The following is a 14394-nucleotide window of genomic DNA, read 5'->3' on the forward strand; positions in this document are numbered from 1 at the left end:
GAAAAACAACGTGACCGTATTGGACGATACAACGATCGATTTTTCATTGGGGAAGGTTTACGGCATTTTAGGAAAAAGTGGGGGAGGAAAAACGACCTTGCTTGCACTGATTGCAGGACTAGACAAGCTTGATTCAGGCACAATCTTTTATAAAAACCAAAACGTTGAAAACCTTGATCGCGACAATTATCGGCGACACGAAATCGGCACAGTTTTTCAACAGTACAATGTCCTTTCAAATGAAACGGCCTTGGCTAACCTCAATTTGAGCGCTTCAAGTGCTGTTGCACATGGAAATGGTTATTTTTATGATGCCCTAAAAAAAGTTGGCATCGATGAGAAAGTAGCAAGACAAAAACTTAAAAAATTGTCTATTGCTAATCAGCAACGGATTTATTTGGCCAAAGCACTAATCAATGATCCTGAAATCGTCTTAATTGACGAACCTGCTGTGACGTTAAGTGAACTTTCATTAGAAATGATCATGGAGTACATACGTATATACGCGAAAAATGAAAATAAGTGTATCATCATCAGTTCTCAATCAAAAGTGATTGCGGAATATGTTGACGAATTATGGGGATTGAATGGTGGGAAACTATCATTTATAAAAGACAATGGTGAATAGGATAAGCTTTAGCGTATATCAAAGGTTGTTGTTGACTTGACTGAACAGTGTGATATATCTGTCTAAGTTATTCTTCATTGTTTTTTAACAGGAAGGAAGAGTATATGAACTATTGGAATCGAGCATTGTGCAGTGTTACAAGAAGAAAAGGAAAATCAATTATTTTATTTGCAGTTATTTTTATATTAGGAAACGTGATTGCCGGGTCGATCGCGATTCAACAATCCACCGCAAACGTCGAAAAGAAAATTAAACATGACCTAGGCGCTACTGTGAGTGTTGAATTGGATTATCAAAAAATGATGGATGAAGGTCAGTCTTTTTCCCCTTCCACATTAAAAGTGGAGGATGTTAAAAAGTTGGGACAGTCATCGTATGTCAAAGAATTTGACTATAACGTGAAAACCAACTTTTTTGTAAAAAAAATCAAAACCTATGAAATGGAAAATGCTACAACAATGGGTGGTATGCCCAAAATGTTGAGTATTAAAGGAAACAATTTACTGGAACCGTTAGATTTTAAGGATAAAAAAGTCAATTTAGTTGAAGGACGAACATTTAAGCAAGATGAAATCAATAACGGAAAAGATGTTGCAATCATTTCAAAAAAACTTGCAGAAGAAAATGGTTTTAATGTAGGAGATAAAGTCGTTTTAGATAGCTTGATCATGGATTATAAACAAGATGGCTCAACCGAAGAACTTGCAAGTCAAGATCACCCAGTAGAAATTATTGGTATCTTTGAACCGACAAGTGTTGAAAAGAAAAAATCAGATGGAAAAGATCAAAAAGGTTTCGAAGAGCAATTCATGGAAACCGAGCAGTTTAATACGGTCTATATGCCAAATGATGCAGTGATGAACATCAATAAAATAGAATTTGAAAAAGGAAAATCATTGTTACCAGATCATTATAAAAAAGCTGACGGGACAGACATGACGCAAGAGGATATGGACCAAATCACTCCTATCTATGTGCTTAAGTCTCCAGAAGATGTCGAAGCCTTCAAAGAAGAATCAAAATCAATGATACCAGAAGGCTACAAAGTAACAGCATCAACGGATCAGTATGATGAAGTTGGCGGTACATTCAAAAAAATGTCGCAAATTTCAGGTTATGTTGTGATTTTAGCAATTGGCGCTACATTATTGATTATTTCATTAGTAGTCATTCTTTTCTTGCGCGACCGTAAACATGAATTAGGCATCTATTTGTCCTTAGGTGAAACAAGGGCCAAAGTAATGCAACAGATTTTGATTGAATTGTTGTTGATTAGTTTAATTGCAATGTGCTTATCCCTTGTTACAGGGAATCTGCTTGGGAAAATGGTTTCAGAATCCTTGATTGCAAGCGACGCCTTTTCACAAACGAGCAATGCAGCGAGCAATGGTGCTGCCATGACGATCGGTGGAGGCAGTGGGGTAAATATGTCATCATTAACAACTGAAGATGTTTCCAGTGCATATGAAGTGAAATTCTCAATTAGCTATATCGTGACCTTCTTAATTGCAGGATTAAGCACAGTTCTATTGTCTGCGATTTTACCTTTGACGTATGTCTTACGGTTGAATCCAAAGAAAATCATGATGTAGGAGGAAACCAAGATGACCATTTTACAAACAAAAAACGTGAGCTATTTTTATCAAGACGGAGACAAACGTCGAATGATTTTACAAGATACATCAATCAATTTTGAAAAAGGACAATTCTATACGATCCTAGGGCAATCTGGTTCTGGAAAAACAACGTTTCTTTCATTGATCAGTGCATTGGATGAGCCAAAATCTGGCGAAGTTTTATACAAAGGTCAGAACATCAAAAAAATTGGACTGGAAAAGTATCGTAGAGATGATATCAGTATAATTTTTCAAAGTTACAATTTAGTTCCCTATTTAACGGCTATAGAAAATGTGTTAGTGGCGATGTCGATCACAGATAATGATATGCCAAAAGATAACCGTGCAGTTGCCTACAATTTATTAGATTATATCGGTATCAATAAAGCGAAGGCAGATCGTTTGGTGGGACAATTATCAGGGGGAGAACAACAACGTGTAGCAATTGCGAGAGCCTTAGCAACAAATGTTGATATCATTCTTGCTGATGAACCGACAGGAAATTTAGATGAAGGCATGGAACAAGAAATCGTGGATATCTTTAAAGATTTAGCAGAAACACATAATAAATGTGTGATTGTCGTGACCCATTCGAATGAAATAGCCAAACAATCAGATAAAACCTATTTTCTTAAGCAAGGTGAGTTGATGTTGAATGAGTGATTTTTTATCGAATTTCAATAAATCGAATTACGATGAGACAAAAGAAAAAAAGCTGCGGGAAGATCTGAATAAAGAAGGGTCAACAGATTCTTCATTAAATAAAGTGTCCGATGAAAAACCAAGTGAGCAACCAACAAGAATGGGACCAGTCAATGCGACTGATCCCAAAGTTGATAGTTCCTCTTTTTCACCAGATACAGAACAAGCAGCAAATGACCAAACAAGAAGAAGTCAGCCAGAAGATGAAACGGAAATAGATCCTACGTACCATAAGAAAAGGAAACAAAAATTTTTAATAATAGGGATAGGGACCTTTGTAGCACTTTGTATGTTGTATTTCGGTTATTTCCAAATGACCCATGTTGCACTCCCAGAGTTTTCTGGAAAAGATTTAGCAGAAGTACGAACCTGGGCGACGGAAAACAAAGTGAAATTAAAAGTTGAACAGACGTACAGTAAACAGGTCGAAGCAAACAAAGTGATTTCCCAAACAGTAAAAAAAGGCAAAAAAATCAAAAAAGGGGCTGAATTAACGGTTGAAGCAAGCATAGGTGCTGACCCAGAAGAAAAATTGAAGCTCCCTGATTTTATGACGATGAAAAAAACAGAAGTAGAAAAATGGATCAAGGATAATAAAGCAGACAATATTTCGTTGATCGACGAATATAGTGATACGTTGGAAAAAGGCAAAGCTGTGCGCTTTGAAATCGTCAATAAAGATGTGACAAAAGAAAATTATAAACGTAAAGACAAAGCGAATATGTATTATTCCAAAGGAAAAGAGACGTTTGAAAAAAATATTTCTGTCCCTGATTTTACGAAAAAAATGAAGACGGAAGTTGAAAGTTGGGCTAAAACAAATGAGATAAAAGTGACCTATGAAGAAGCTAGCTCAGCAGACGTTCCAGCAGAAAGTATTATTTCTCAAAGCATTGCGAAAGATCAGAAAGTCGCTAAAAAAGACAGTTTGACTGTGACTGTATCTTTAGGTAAAGGCTATATTGTGCCGAACTTTGCCGATTATACACAAGAAGAAGCTGGGACTGCTGTCGAAGGTTTAACAGTTCAAGCCAAGAGCGTGTTTACGAATAACGTAGCGTATGGTCAATTAGTTTCGCAAAGTGTTGAAGCGGGAACTCAGTTGACAAGCAAAGATGATTTGAAAGTTAAAGTCTACTACTCTGCTGGACAACCTTATCTTAAAGATCTAAGAGGGAACACAGTAGAAGGGGATTTACAAAAGTATTTCTATGACGAATTCCAATCAAAAGGAGCAAATATCCAATATACTGTAAGATACGTTGACTCTGCACAACCTAAAGGCACAGTGGTCGGTATGAGCGCCTATAATTTATATGTACCGTTGGATTACACGGTTACGTTAGATATTAGTTTGGGGAATTTAGATGGCGGATCTGATCCAATACCTAAAAAAGATTCTGAGAATGAAACAGACTCAAAAGAAATGCCCTAATACGCTGAAAAATAGTAAAGAGAGAAATCAGGAAAGTAAGTTGTCCTGATTTTTTTCTTTGGTTATGAAATAATAGGAGATGACAAAATAAAAGTTTGATGAGAAACAATAGTTCTTACCAGTTAACAATTAAAGAGAGTTCTTTTTTTTAATTGATTTATTTCTATATAAAATCTGTTTTTGATAGAAATAGGAAAATATGTGGGGTGATTTTAATGATTATTGTTTAGTGTGTTTTTTGGCTTATAACGATACAAATCCATCTTTTTTGGGTTTTTAGAGAGAGATTACGCAGTGCTAATTTGAATATATATAGTTATTTTGTTAAATATACCAATTAAGAAAGAAAGGTTTTGATATATTTTAAGTTTTTTAAATAAAATATATTATATATTTTTTTCTCATGAAACCCTTTTTTTGCAGAAATTATCAAAGTTTTCAGGGGATAGTATAAATTTTTGAAAAAACATTCTAGAAAAGCATGATATAATTTACACGAAAGAAGTTTTTGTTAGGTTAGGGGTGATAAAGTATTATGATGCGAAGGGGAGAAATCTTTTATGCAAATCTCTCGCCTGTTGTTGGTTCGGAGCAAGGAGGGATTAGACCAGTATTAATTATTCAAAATAATAAAGGCAATTTATTTAGTCCAACGTTGATTGTTGCACCTATTACTAGAAATGTGAATAAGAAAATGCAGCCGACACAGGTCAAGGTGGATATACCGCATGACGAAAGAATGACACCGTCATTGGTATTACTAGAACAAATCCGAACGTTGGATAAAGAACGAATTCTTCACAAAATTTGTCATTTAGAAGATGGCGATATGCTGAAGGTCAATCAAGCACTGAAAATAAGTATTGGTATTCGTTAAATGGGAGTAGTACATAGGTAAAGATATACATAAATATTCGTAAGCAACGGGTTGAAAAAGTAGTTAATCGAACGAAACAATTTGCGAATATTCTTTAGGAAATGTGAATAGGAATTAGAGCCTAGAATAAGACTGTATAGTAGTCTTATTCTAGGCTCTAAAATGGCTCTATTGAGTCTAAAAGGGTTCCCTTACTTAAAAGCGTTTTTTTGAAGTTTTCAGCATTTATGGCTATAGTATAGTCAAAGGAGTCGATCAGTATGAAGAAAATTCGTTTTGGAATAATAAGTACGGCTCAAATCGTCCCTCGGTTTGTAAAGGGAATCAGAGAAAGCCGTTCCGGAGAAGTTCACGCAATTGCTTCAGGTACTTTGGCAAAAGCAGTAGAAATGTCAGAAGAATTGACTATTCCTAAGGCTTATGGCAGTTATGAAGCATTATGTGAAGACGATGAAATAGATATTGTTTATGTGGCGACCTATAATAAAGGGCACTATGAAGCGACAAAAATGGCATTGACGTATAAGAAACATGTATTGGTTGAAAAGCCGTTTACGTTGAATTTGCAGCAAGCAGAAGAACTATTTGCATTAGCTGAAAAAAATGGCTGTTTTTTGATGGAAGCACAAAAATCTGTGTTTTTACCGATTAGTTTACAAGTGAAAGAAGTTATTCAACAAAATAAAATTGGCAAAATACACTGGTTGCAGTCCGTTACATCGTACCCTAATGCCGATCATATCAGTTGGTTTCATTCCTTAGAGGCTGGGGGTGGAACGCTACATGGATCAGGAAGCTATCCCTTACAGTACATGCAGTTTATTCTAGATCAACCAATTACAGAATATAGTGGTAGTGTTACAAGAAGAAAAGGTGAAACAGACGATCAGGTAAATCTGGCTTTAAAATTTCAAAATCAAGCCCTAGGAAACATTTTTATTTCTGTAAAAGTTGATATTCCAAGTAAAATGACGATTTATGGTGAGTTAGGCCGTATAGAAATCCCTTATTTCTGGAAAACAAAGCAAGCTAGTATTTACTACGCAGATGGCAAACAAGAGACTTTGTTAGGGGAATTTGACAGTGAATTTGTTTTTGAAGTAGAGCATGTGAATGAATGCCTTCAAAACCATTGTATAGAAAGCCCCATCATGACTAAAAAAATGACAGTAGCGACGGTAGGTTTGGTGGACAATTTATATACTAAATGGTTGGAAGAGGACGATAAATTATAAAGATATTGCAATCGAAGCTTATCTATGTTAAAGTTATCCTCATGCGACGAGTTGACTCAATCAGATAGCTTCGGCTGTTCCGTTTTGACGGCTAGTGATTGACAAAACAACAGAGGCACATATGTTAAATCATACCTACCGGATGTAGGCGTGTCGGATAAATATTTTTGTGGAGAAGATTTTATCTATTTATTTTTATAAATACTGTGGCAAAAAAGAAGACTTCGGTCTTCTTTTTTGTTTTAAGATGAGGTGTAAATACTGCATGTCACATCGTTAGACTGAATTGTTTTTTTTGTATCTTGCGCAAGTTGGTGCAAGGAGTATTAAATAATGGATGATTTTGATTGCACTAAGAAAAAAGTCTGATAGATCCATTGATTACAAGTAAATTAATTATAGATGGTTTTATAAAATAACAATTTTTTGAATATAAAATTTCTGGATAAAGTAGTATACGAAGAAAGTTGCACTTGTGTAAGTGCAACTTTTTTGTGTTGTTAAGCAATAAAAATCAAGCTATAGTTCAAGTGAAAGGGAAAGAAAGTGGGTGAGTAGGATGTCATTGCACTTATCAAAACGGGAAATAAAAATTTTGTTGCTGCTTTTAGATTTAGAAGACAGCGTTACAACAAAAGAATTAGCAGAAACCTTTGAAGTTAGTGTGCGGACAATCAAGTATGATTTGGAAAATGTACGTGATTGGTTCAAAGATCAAAACGTCTTGCTTAAAACGCGACGGAACAAAGGAATTTGGTTAGAAATACCAGATTCAGAACGATTGACCTTGAAAAATGAAATTATCGAAGTAGAGCGATTCGAAACCTATCCTGATCAGGAGTTACGAGCAAATCAATTGATTTTCCGCTTGTTATTAGCATCAAAATGTCTAACTTCTCAGGAATTAGCAGATGATTTACAAGTCAGCAGAAATACGATCATCAGTGATTTAGATCGAGTAGAAGAATTAGCTCAAATGTATGAACTGACACTTAACCGTCAAAGTCGTCAGGGATTTTCGATTATAGGGGAAGAAAGTAAAATTCGCTTATTGATGGAATACATCACTCAAAAGGAAATAACTGAATATGATATTTACCAAATCATGAGCTACTTTGTCCAATCTGGCCAACAGAGAAAAATGCAGGAAGTTCATGTTGGTGTCAATACGATATTTCAAAAAATATACCAAGTTGCACTAAAGGAAATGACAGGTCTGTTAGATCCGTCTTTGTTTGATCAGTTTAACTACGCTGAAATTCTTTCGATTACATTAAGAGTGGCGATTGCCTCTTCAAGAATACAGCTTCATCATACCGTTGGTGGATACAAAATGCTGACAAATCAAAACGTTTTACAGCAAAAGCGAGAATTACCATTTTTATTGATGAAAAAAGTCTTTGATCATTATGAGTTGCCGCTTTTAGCCGATGAGTATTTTTATATTTATAGTGACGTATTTGTTGCGAATAACCAGCAAGATATTGTCGGGTTGACGGAGAAGCTGATCAAAGATGTATCAAAAGAAGTCAATTTTCCTTTTTATAGAGATCGTCAGTTATTTACGAATCTCTTCGCTCATTTATCCTTACGTTTAACAAAAAAACACCTCTTTATAAACGAATATAATCCTTTCGTTGATGATATCAAGGCGAAGTATCCGCAATTATTTTCAGCAATACAACTGGCTAGTCAAAGTGATATCGTAGGGTCTGCGCTCTTGATCAATGATTCTTTCATTGCCTATATTGCCCTACATTTTTTGGTGGCATATGAAAAAAATCTTCATGAAATCAATGTTGTGAGAATTGTCTATGTGTGTTCAACAGGCTTAGGTGTGACAAGTTTGATCGAACAGAAGATTCTAGAAGAAGTATCGAATGTTGAAATTGCTGGATTTGCTTCTGTTTTAAACGCTGTGGATGTAATAGAAGAAAAAAATCCAGATTTGGTTTTGAGTATTTTTCCAATCGAAATTGTGAATCGACCTTTTGTCAAAGTAAATCCTCTGCCGACAGAAGCAGATATTCACAGTATCCAAGAAGAAGTAAATAAAATTTTGGCGCATACTCAATCGGGAAAAGTACCTCGATTGATTCCTCGTCAGCAAATTAAGGAAACGCAAGGCATTGAAGCGGAAAGTCGAGATATTGTCGTGCGTACATATGTGATTTATGAAGAGTTACTTAAAGCATTCGCCGAAAAATTAACGCAAGAATATAAAGAAGCGTTTTTGCTTCATGTGATGTTGATGGTCCATCGAATCACCTTTGATAGTCAATATGAGAATGAAGGCAATATCGTCAAAGAAACATTATTGGCGCAACAAGAATTGGTGGAACATATCGAACGGATTTTTGCTAAAAATGAGTTAATGGTTAATCAAGCAGAAATTACTGCTTTATTGAATTATATAAGAGAGGAGTAACAGGTATGAAGTTAAATGAGGATGCAAAAAAAATCATTGATGAAAGTCCACATAAAGTGGCGTTAGAAGCGACAGTTGCGCAAATTTATGGATTGTTGGAGAAGCAAGCAATGCAACCGACTCAATTACAATGGACAATTTTGATCAACCACGTCAACGAAATGATCAAGCGCTCGATTGCTGGAGAAAAAATGTCTGGCGTTGATCCTGTGATGTTTGAAGAAGTATCGAAAGAGGCGTTAGCAATTGCAGATCAAGTGGTTCAACATATTGGGAATCTGCCACAAGATGAAATGTACGTATTATCGATTCATTTTGAAGCGGCAAGGCAAAACGATAGTTAAGTATGAAGAATTGAAGTTTGACTATCACTATCTAAATAAAAAATGGAGGAATCAACTATGATAACAGTAGTAATCGCAGATCGCTTAGGTAAAGGACAAAATGTTGCAAAAGGTGTAGAGGCCGCAGGAGGCAAAGCCGTTGTTGTGCCAGGAATGGGTGCAGATATGCGTTTAGGAGATGTTATGCAACAAGAAAAGGCAGATTTAGGCATTTCATTTTGTGGAAGCGGAGGAGCTGGTGCCTTGACAGCGGCTACAAAATACGGCTATCCAGAACGTCATGGTATGCGTTCAATCGACGAAGGTGTAACGGCAATAAATGATGGGAAAACAGTTTTAGGTTTTGGTTTTATGGATCAAGAAGAATTAGGCAAACGTATAATTGAAGCGTATCTGAAAAAGAAAGCGTAACGATTAAACTAGGAGGGAAAACCAAATGGAGCAAGTAACGATAAAAAAACGTCAGGTGATTCAGGTTGAAGGAACGGGGAAAGAAAAAAATCTGGCTTTCGCCAATGCGCTGAATCAAATCCATAATCGTGTACTAAAGGAAAGAGAGGATGTGATCGTTCGAATAGAGCCATTAGATATTCAGATTATCACAGCAGAACAAGAAACTTATACAGAACGCTTTTTCTTTTTCTTTTTACCTCGAGCACGTGCCGATTATCGCGTAATGCTAGATGTGGAAGTGGAGATTACACTGATTGAAATGGACACGATTACATTTGAAGAAAAAAAAGTTACTGATCCAAATGGTCTTCCTATTTCTTTTGGAAAGAGACAAAAAATGCATAAGGAGGCAAATTAGATGGATGTTATAGTCGTTTTACTCAAGTCATTACTGATTGGGGGATTGGTTGGATTTGCAGCGGGCGCCGGCGCTGCAAGAATGTTCCACGCACCAAGTACACAAGGCCTAGGTGCATTTAGAACATTAGGTGAAATGAATGCATGTGAAGGAGATGCAGCCAGTCATTTTTCATTTGGATTAGGTTTCTTCTTCAATGCTTGGGCATCAACGGTTGGCGCAGGAGCTTTTACACAAGATGTCGATCATCGTGTCATTCCTAACTGGGCTGCAGCCGCTTTATTAGTAAAAAATAAAAATATCGCTGAAACAATGCACAATCCTAAGAAAATGGGGATTTCAGGTGCAATCGTAGGGATGTTGGTGGTGGCATTTTTGAATACGACCGCATCAGCGATTCCAGAGTCTTTACAAGTGACAGCGGTTGCTGTGTTAGTACCTGCAGCGAATCTTTTGATCAACACAGTAATGCCCGTTTTATTCTGGTTGGCGGCAATCGATGCTGGAAAACGCTCTGGACTTTGGGCAACTATTTTTGGGGGTCTTGCGACAATGATTATGGGAAATGCCGTACCAGGTGTTGTATTAGGAATTTTGATTGGTAAGGGAGTCGACGAAATTGGCTGGAATAAAGTAACGAAAAGTATGATGGTAGCAGTAATTTTGTTATTTGTCTTTAGTGGTTTTTTCCGTGGATTTGATTTACAAATGATTGAAAGTTTCCGTTTGCAAATTCCAGGTTGGCTGCAAAATGTGCATGATGTTTTTAGTGTTGGCAACTAATCAAGTAGAAAGTGAGGAACTTTGATGGATGAAATAGTAGCGTTAGAAAAAAAGAATTTTTGGTTTGCTGATTGGTCATTTCCAATTTTGGTCGGTTTACTGTCAGCAGGTGTATTTGCTGGAACGCATATGTACATTGAGCATGGTGTGGGGGCATTTAATGAAGTAGCGATCGTTGCGATGTTGAAAGCTGGGATGGATGGTGGCTCATACGGGGCTGCGGCTGCATTCGGCGCAAGCTTCTTGTTTGCACGTATTTTAGAAGGATCATTGGTTGGGATTTTAGATATTGGCGGAGCGATTTTAACGGGAGTTGGGATTGGGATTCCAGCGATTCTTTTAAGTATGGGAATCACAGCACCTGTTAAAAACTTTGGTCTATCCTTAACGACTGGAATGATTTTAGGGTTGATCATCGGTGGAATCATTATTATGATTCGGAAATTCACTATTAATCAGTCAAATTCTACCTTTGGTGCAGATGTCATGATGGGAGCTGGAAATGCTTCAGGTCGCTTCTTAGGGCCGCTGATCATAATCAGTGCATGTGGTGCGTCAGCGCCGATCGGTATGGGTTCAATTATTGGCGCTGTGATTTTCTATGTATGGAAAAAACCGATAGCAGGTGGTGCAATTTTAGGTGCAATGATCTTTGGTGCACTTTTTCCAGTAGATTTGCCTCGTTAAAACCGATTGAAGTTGCACTTTTCTTTTGAAAACCGTTTACATTATAATGTTACCATGTTATGATGAATTGGAAATAATTTGATTTTTTATTCATACTAATTTTTGAATGGAGGACAAAAGAAATGAATGGTTTTGTGCAGTGGATGGAAGTAAAATTGATGCCAATTGCCAATAAATTTGGTTCACAAAGACATATGACGGCGATTAGAAAGGGACTTATTGCAACAATGCCTTTGACAATCGTGGGTGCTTTTTTCACAGTATTTCAGAATATTCCGATTGAGGCTTACATGAAGTTTATCGAGCCTTACCAAGCAGTTTTAGATATTCCGTCACGATATACAATGGGGATTTTAGCTCTATATGCAACGTTTGGGATTGCTTCTTCTCTGGCGACAAGTTATAAGTTAGATTCTTTGACATGTGGGATTTTAGCGGTGATGGCATTTTTAGTCACAGCAGCACCTCCGACACGCGTTTTTGAAGATGTTAAAAATGTGATCGGTGCTGGACGCTATATCAATTTAGCTAATATAGGGTCAGCTTCTTTATTTGGGGCTATTGTTACTGCACTTGTTTCTGTGGAAATTTATCGTTTCTTTATCCAAAAGAACATCACAATCAAAATGCCGGACGGTGTTCCGCCAGAAGTGTCGAATTCATTTATCGCATTGATTCCTGGTGCAGTGATTTTATTATTATTTTGGGTGATTCGTCATGTTATCGGTTTTGACTTAAATGGTTTTTTGAGTACGTTATTGATGCCGTTAAAAGACACCTTAGCAGGAAACAGTTTGCTTGGCGGATTACTTACAGTCTTCTTGATTTGTTTCTTCTGGGTTTTAGGGATTCATGGACCAGCAATCATGGGACCGGTTATCAGACCTTTTTGGGATATGTCGATTGCTGAAAATACCCTTGCTTTCCAAGAAGGTGCATCGGTTCATAGCTTGCCGAATATCTTTACGGAACAATTTTTACAGTGGTTTATCTGGATCGGTGGAGCCGGTACTACTTTAGCATTAGTCGTTTTAATGATGTTTTCCAAATCAACCTACTTGAAAAGTTTAGGACGCTTGTCCTTCTTACCGGGATTATTTAATATTAATGAACCAGTGATTTTTGGGACACCTATCGTAATGAACCCGATTTTGGGGATTCCATTTATCGTTGCACCATTGATCACAACGACATTTTCTTATTTCTTAACGGTGACAAATGTGATTCCAATGATGGCGGCACGTTTACCGTTTGCGATACCTGCGCCAGTTGCTGCTTGGATGAGTACAAACTGGAGTGTCCCAGCAGCACTATTAGTCTGTGTCAATTTCGTAATTACTTTGGCGATTTATTATCCATTCTTCAAAGTATACGAAAAACAACAGTTAGACAAAGAAGCAGAGGAATTAGCAGCTGAAAAGAAAGCGAAAACAGTTGCATAAGTAAGAAATAAGAAAGGGAGGGTAGTAACGTTACTATCCTCTTTGGTGATTAAGATCATGTTCATTTGGTTTAGTATATTTTTTATTTTTAGTCAAGTCATGATTGAAAAAAACTGGTTACCTGCAAAATTTACAGGGTTACGGTTGTTGCAGTTATGTCTTGTATCAATTGGGTTGATTTTGTTCTCCATCCTAGTTGGAGTTTTCGTTAGACAGCCTCTATTTATAGTAGGGAGCGTAACTATTTTATGCAGTTCAGTTATTTCTTGGAAATACAGACATAAATTCGATCATATAAAGTGAGGGCAAAATGAATGAAACGAGCATTAGGAATATCCGTTTATCCAGATCATAGTGATATAGAAAAAGACAAAGCGTATTTAAAAAAAGCAAGTGAATGTGGATTTTCACGAATCTTCATGAGTATGTTAGAGGTAACGCAAGGCAAAGAAGTGGTAAAAGAAACATTCAAATCATTGATCACTTATGCAAAAGAATTAGGGTATGAAACGATTTTAGATGTGGCGCCATCTATTTTTGATGAGTTGCAAATTTCATATGATGATTTAACTTTTTTTGATGAAACTGGTGCTGATGGTATTCGTTTGGATGTTGGATTTGATGGAAACAAAGAAGCAAAATTGACTTTTAATCCGTTTGACTTAGCAATTGAGCTGAATATGAGTAACGATGTAGCGTACTTAGACAATATTTTGACTTATGAAGCCAATGTCCCATTTCTTTACGGATGCCACAATTTTTATCCGCAAGAAGGAACAGCATTACCGTATGATTTCTTTGAGCGTTGTAGCATTCGTTTTAAAAAACATGGGATTCGTACAGCGGCATTTATCAATTCTCAAGTAGGTGAGATTGGTCCATGGGATGTCAATGATGGGTTACCAACCTTAGAAATGCATCGACATTTACCAGTCGACATCCAAACAAAACACTTATTTGCGACGGGATTGATTGATGATGTAATTATTGGAAATGCGTATGCATCAGATGAAGAATTAGAATTATTAGGTAGTTTAAATCGTTATCAGTTAGAATTGGCTATCGAATTTACAAAAGATGTCAGTGCGATTGAAAAAGAAATTACGTTGAAGGAACAACACTTCCGTCGTGGTGACATCACAGACCAAGTAGTTCGTTCAACCGAAGTCCGTAAAAAATACAAAAATGAAGCCAATCCAGCACATGACAATGTACAAACCTTTCAAATTGGCGATGTAGTGATTGGGAATGATGCTTTTGGAAAATACAAAAATGAACTGCAGATTGTTTTACAGCCACATTCAGATGAGCGTAAAAATAAAGTAGGGAAAATAACAGAAAAAGAATTATTGTTGTTGGCGTTTGTAAAACCCTGGACTAAATTTAGATTTAAAGAAAAGTAGGGG

The 14394-nt window shown here is 36.6% G+C and carries 14 protein-coding genes; all 14 read left to right on the forward strand.

Going from position 1 to position 14394, the window contains the following annotated elements:
• Nucleotides 1–10 precede the first annotated feature (10 nt).
• The 14 genes from BCR22_RS03605 to BCR22_RS03670 all read left to right on the forward strand — a co-directional run bounded on the left by BCR22_RS03605 (nucleotide 11) and on the right by BCR22_RS03670 (nucleotide 14391).
• On the forward strand, nucleotides 11–628 hold the full coding sequence (locus BCR22_RS03605) for an ATP-binding cassette domain-containing protein (RefSeq protein ID WP_240485847.1): 618 nt from the start codon (nucleotides 11–13) through the stop codon (nucleotides 626–628).
• Between the two features lie 104 nt (nucleotides 629–732).
• Nucleotides 733–2220 (forward strand): ABC transporter permease, encoded by a 1488-nt coding sequence (locus BCR22_RS03610; RefSeq protein ID WP_069653620.1) that lies wholly within the window; start codon nucleotides 733–735, stop codon nucleotides 2218–2220.
• Nucleotides 2221–2232: 12 nt separating this feature from the next.
• Nucleotides 2233–2907 carry an ABC transporter ATP-binding protein gene (locus BCR22_RS03615; protein WP_069653621.1) on the forward strand — a complete coding sequence of 225 codons (675 nt, stop codon included), beginning with the start codon at nucleotides 2233–2235 and terminating at the stop codon, nucleotides 2905–2907.
• The gene (locus BCR22_RS03620) at nucleotides 2900–4381 is read left to right on the forward strand and encodes a PASTA domain-containing protein (protein ID WP_069653622.1); all 1482 of its coding nucleotides are present in this window, start codon (nucleotides 2900–2902) and stop codon (nucleotides 4379–4381) included. The genes BCR22_RS03615 and BCR22_RS03620 overlap by 8 nt, the downstream gene beginning before the upstream one ends.
• Nucleotides 4382–4916: 535 nt before the next feature.
• Nucleotides 4917–5258: a type II toxin-antitoxin system PemK/MazF family toxin gene (locus BCR22_RS03625; RefSeq protein WP_069653623.1), complete on the forward strand. Its 342-nt coding sequence runs from the start codon at nucleotides 4917–4919 to the stop codon at nucleotides 5256–5258.
• A 260-nt stretch (nucleotides 5259–5518) separates the two neighbouring features.
• Nucleotides 5519–6493, forward strand: a complete 975-nt coding sequence (locus BCR22_RS03630; RefSeq protein WP_069653624.1) for a Gfo/Idh/MocA family protein — start codon at nucleotides 5519–5521, stop codon at nucleotides 6491–6493.
• 559 nt (nucleotides 6494–7052) lie between these two features.
• A complete protein-coding gene (locus BCR22_RS03635; protein ID WP_069653625.1) occupies nucleotides 7053–8921 on the forward strand; it encodes a BglG family transcription antiterminator in 1869 nt (622 codons plus the stop codon).
• 5 nt (nucleotides 8922–8926) lie between these two features.
• Nucleotides 8927–9265 (forward strand): PRD domain-containing protein, encoded by a 339-nt coding sequence (locus tag BCR22_RS03640; protein ID WP_069653626.1) that lies wholly within the window; start codon nucleotides 8927–8929, stop codon nucleotides 9263–9265.
• A gap of 57 nt (nucleotides 9266–9322) precedes the next feature.
• The gene (locus BCR22_RS03645) at nucleotides 9323–9676 is read left to right on the forward strand and encodes a glycine-rich SFCGS family protein (RefSeq protein ID WP_069653627.1); all 354 of its coding nucleotides are present in this window, start codon (nucleotides 9323–9325) and stop codon (nucleotides 9674–9676) included.
• 25 nt (nucleotides 9677–9701) lie between these two features.
• Complete coding sequence (locus tag BCR22_RS03650; protein WP_069653628.1) at nucleotides 9702–10076, forward strand: DUF4312 family protein; 375 nt, start codon at nucleotides 9702–9704, stop codon at nucleotides 10074–10076.
• Entirely contained in the window at nucleotides 10077–10859 is a 783-nt protein-coding gene (locus tag BCR22_RS03655; protein ID WP_069653629.1) for a DUF4311 domain-containing protein, read from the forward strand. It begins immediately after the preceding gene.
• A 24-nt stretch (nucleotides 10860–10883) separates the two neighbouring features.
• Nucleotides 10884–11546, forward strand: coding sequence for a DUF4310 family protein (locus tag BCR22_RS03660; protein ID WP_069653630.1), 663 nt, complete (start codon nucleotides 10884–10886; stop codon nucleotides 11544–11546).
• Nucleotides 11547–11668: 122 nt separating this feature from the next.
• Nucleotides 11669–12988: a PTS sugar transporter subunit IIC gene (locus tag BCR22_RS03665; protein WP_069653631.1), complete on the forward strand. Its 1320-nt coding sequence runs from the start codon at nucleotides 11669–11671 to the stop codon at nucleotides 12986–12988.
• A 314-nt stretch (nucleotides 12989–13302) separates the two neighbouring features.
• Nucleotides 13303–14391: a DUF871 domain-containing protein gene (locus BCR22_RS03670; RefSeq protein ID WP_069653632.1), complete on the forward strand. Its 1089-nt coding sequence runs from the start codon at nucleotides 13303–13305 to the stop codon at nucleotides 14389–14391.
• Nucleotides 14392–14394 lie beyond the last annotated feature (3 nt).

This window comes from Enterococcus plantarum, from assembly GCF_001730295.1.
Lineage (GTDB): Bacteria > Bacillota > Bacilli > Lactobacillales > Enterococcaceae > Enterococcus_L > Enterococcus_L plantarum.

What these genes read in the sequence shown, in the direction of transcription:
- BCR22_RS03610 (WP_069653620.1), top strand. Translation starts at nt 733, where the DNA reads ATGAACTATTGGAATCGAGCATTGTGCAGTGTTACAAGAAGAAAAGGA.
- BCR22_RS03615 (WP_069653621.1), top strand. Translation starts at nt 2,233, where the DNA reads ATGACCATTTTACAAACAAAAAACGTGAGCTATTTTTATCAAGACGGA.
- BCR22_RS03620 (WP_069653622.1), top strand. Translation starts at nt 2,900, where the DNA reads ATGAGTGATTTTTTATCGAATTTCAATAAATCGAATTACGATGAGACA.
- BCR22_RS03625 (WP_069653623.1), top strand. Translation starts at nt 4,917, where the DNA reads ATGATGCGAAGGGGAGAAATCTTTTATGCAAATCTCTCGCCTGTTGTT.
- BCR22_RS03630 (WP_069653624.1), top strand. Translation starts at nt 5,519, where the DNA reads ATGAAGAAAATTCGTTTTGGAATAATAAGTACGGCTCAAATCGTCCCT.
- BCR22_RS03635 (WP_069653625.1), top strand. Translation starts at nt 7,053, where the DNA reads ATGTCATTGCACTTATCAAAACGGGAAATAAAAATTTTGTTGCTGCTT.
- BCR22_RS03640 (WP_069653626.1), top strand. Translation starts at nt 8,927, where the DNA reads ATGAAGTTAAATGAGGATGCAAAAAAAATCATTGATGAAAGTCCACAT.
- BCR22_RS03645 (WP_069653627.1), top strand. Translation starts at nt 9,323, where the DNA reads ATGATAACAGTAGTAATCGCAGATCGCTTAGGTAAAGGACAAAATGTT.
- BCR22_RS03650 (WP_069653628.1), top strand. Translation starts at nt 9,702, where the DNA reads ATGGAGCAAGTAACGATAAAAAAACGTCAGGTGATTCAGGTTGAAGGA.
- BCR22_RS03655 (WP_069653629.1), top strand. Translation starts at nt 10,077, where the DNA reads ATGGATGTTATAGTCGTTTTACTCAAGTCATTACTGATTGGGGGATTG.
- BCR22_RS03660 (WP_069653630.1), top strand. Translation starts at nt 10,884, where the DNA reads ATGGATGAAATAGTAGCGTTAGAAAAAAAGAATTTTTGGTTTGCTGAT.
- BCR22_RS03665 (WP_069653631.1), top strand. Translation starts at nt 11,669, where the DNA reads ATGAATGGTTTTGTGCAGTGGATGGAAGTAAAATTGATGCCAATTGCC.
- BCR22_RS03670 (WP_069653632.1), top strand. Translation starts at nt 13,303, where the DNA reads ATGAAACGAGCATTAGGAATATCCGTTTATCCAGATCATAGTGATATA.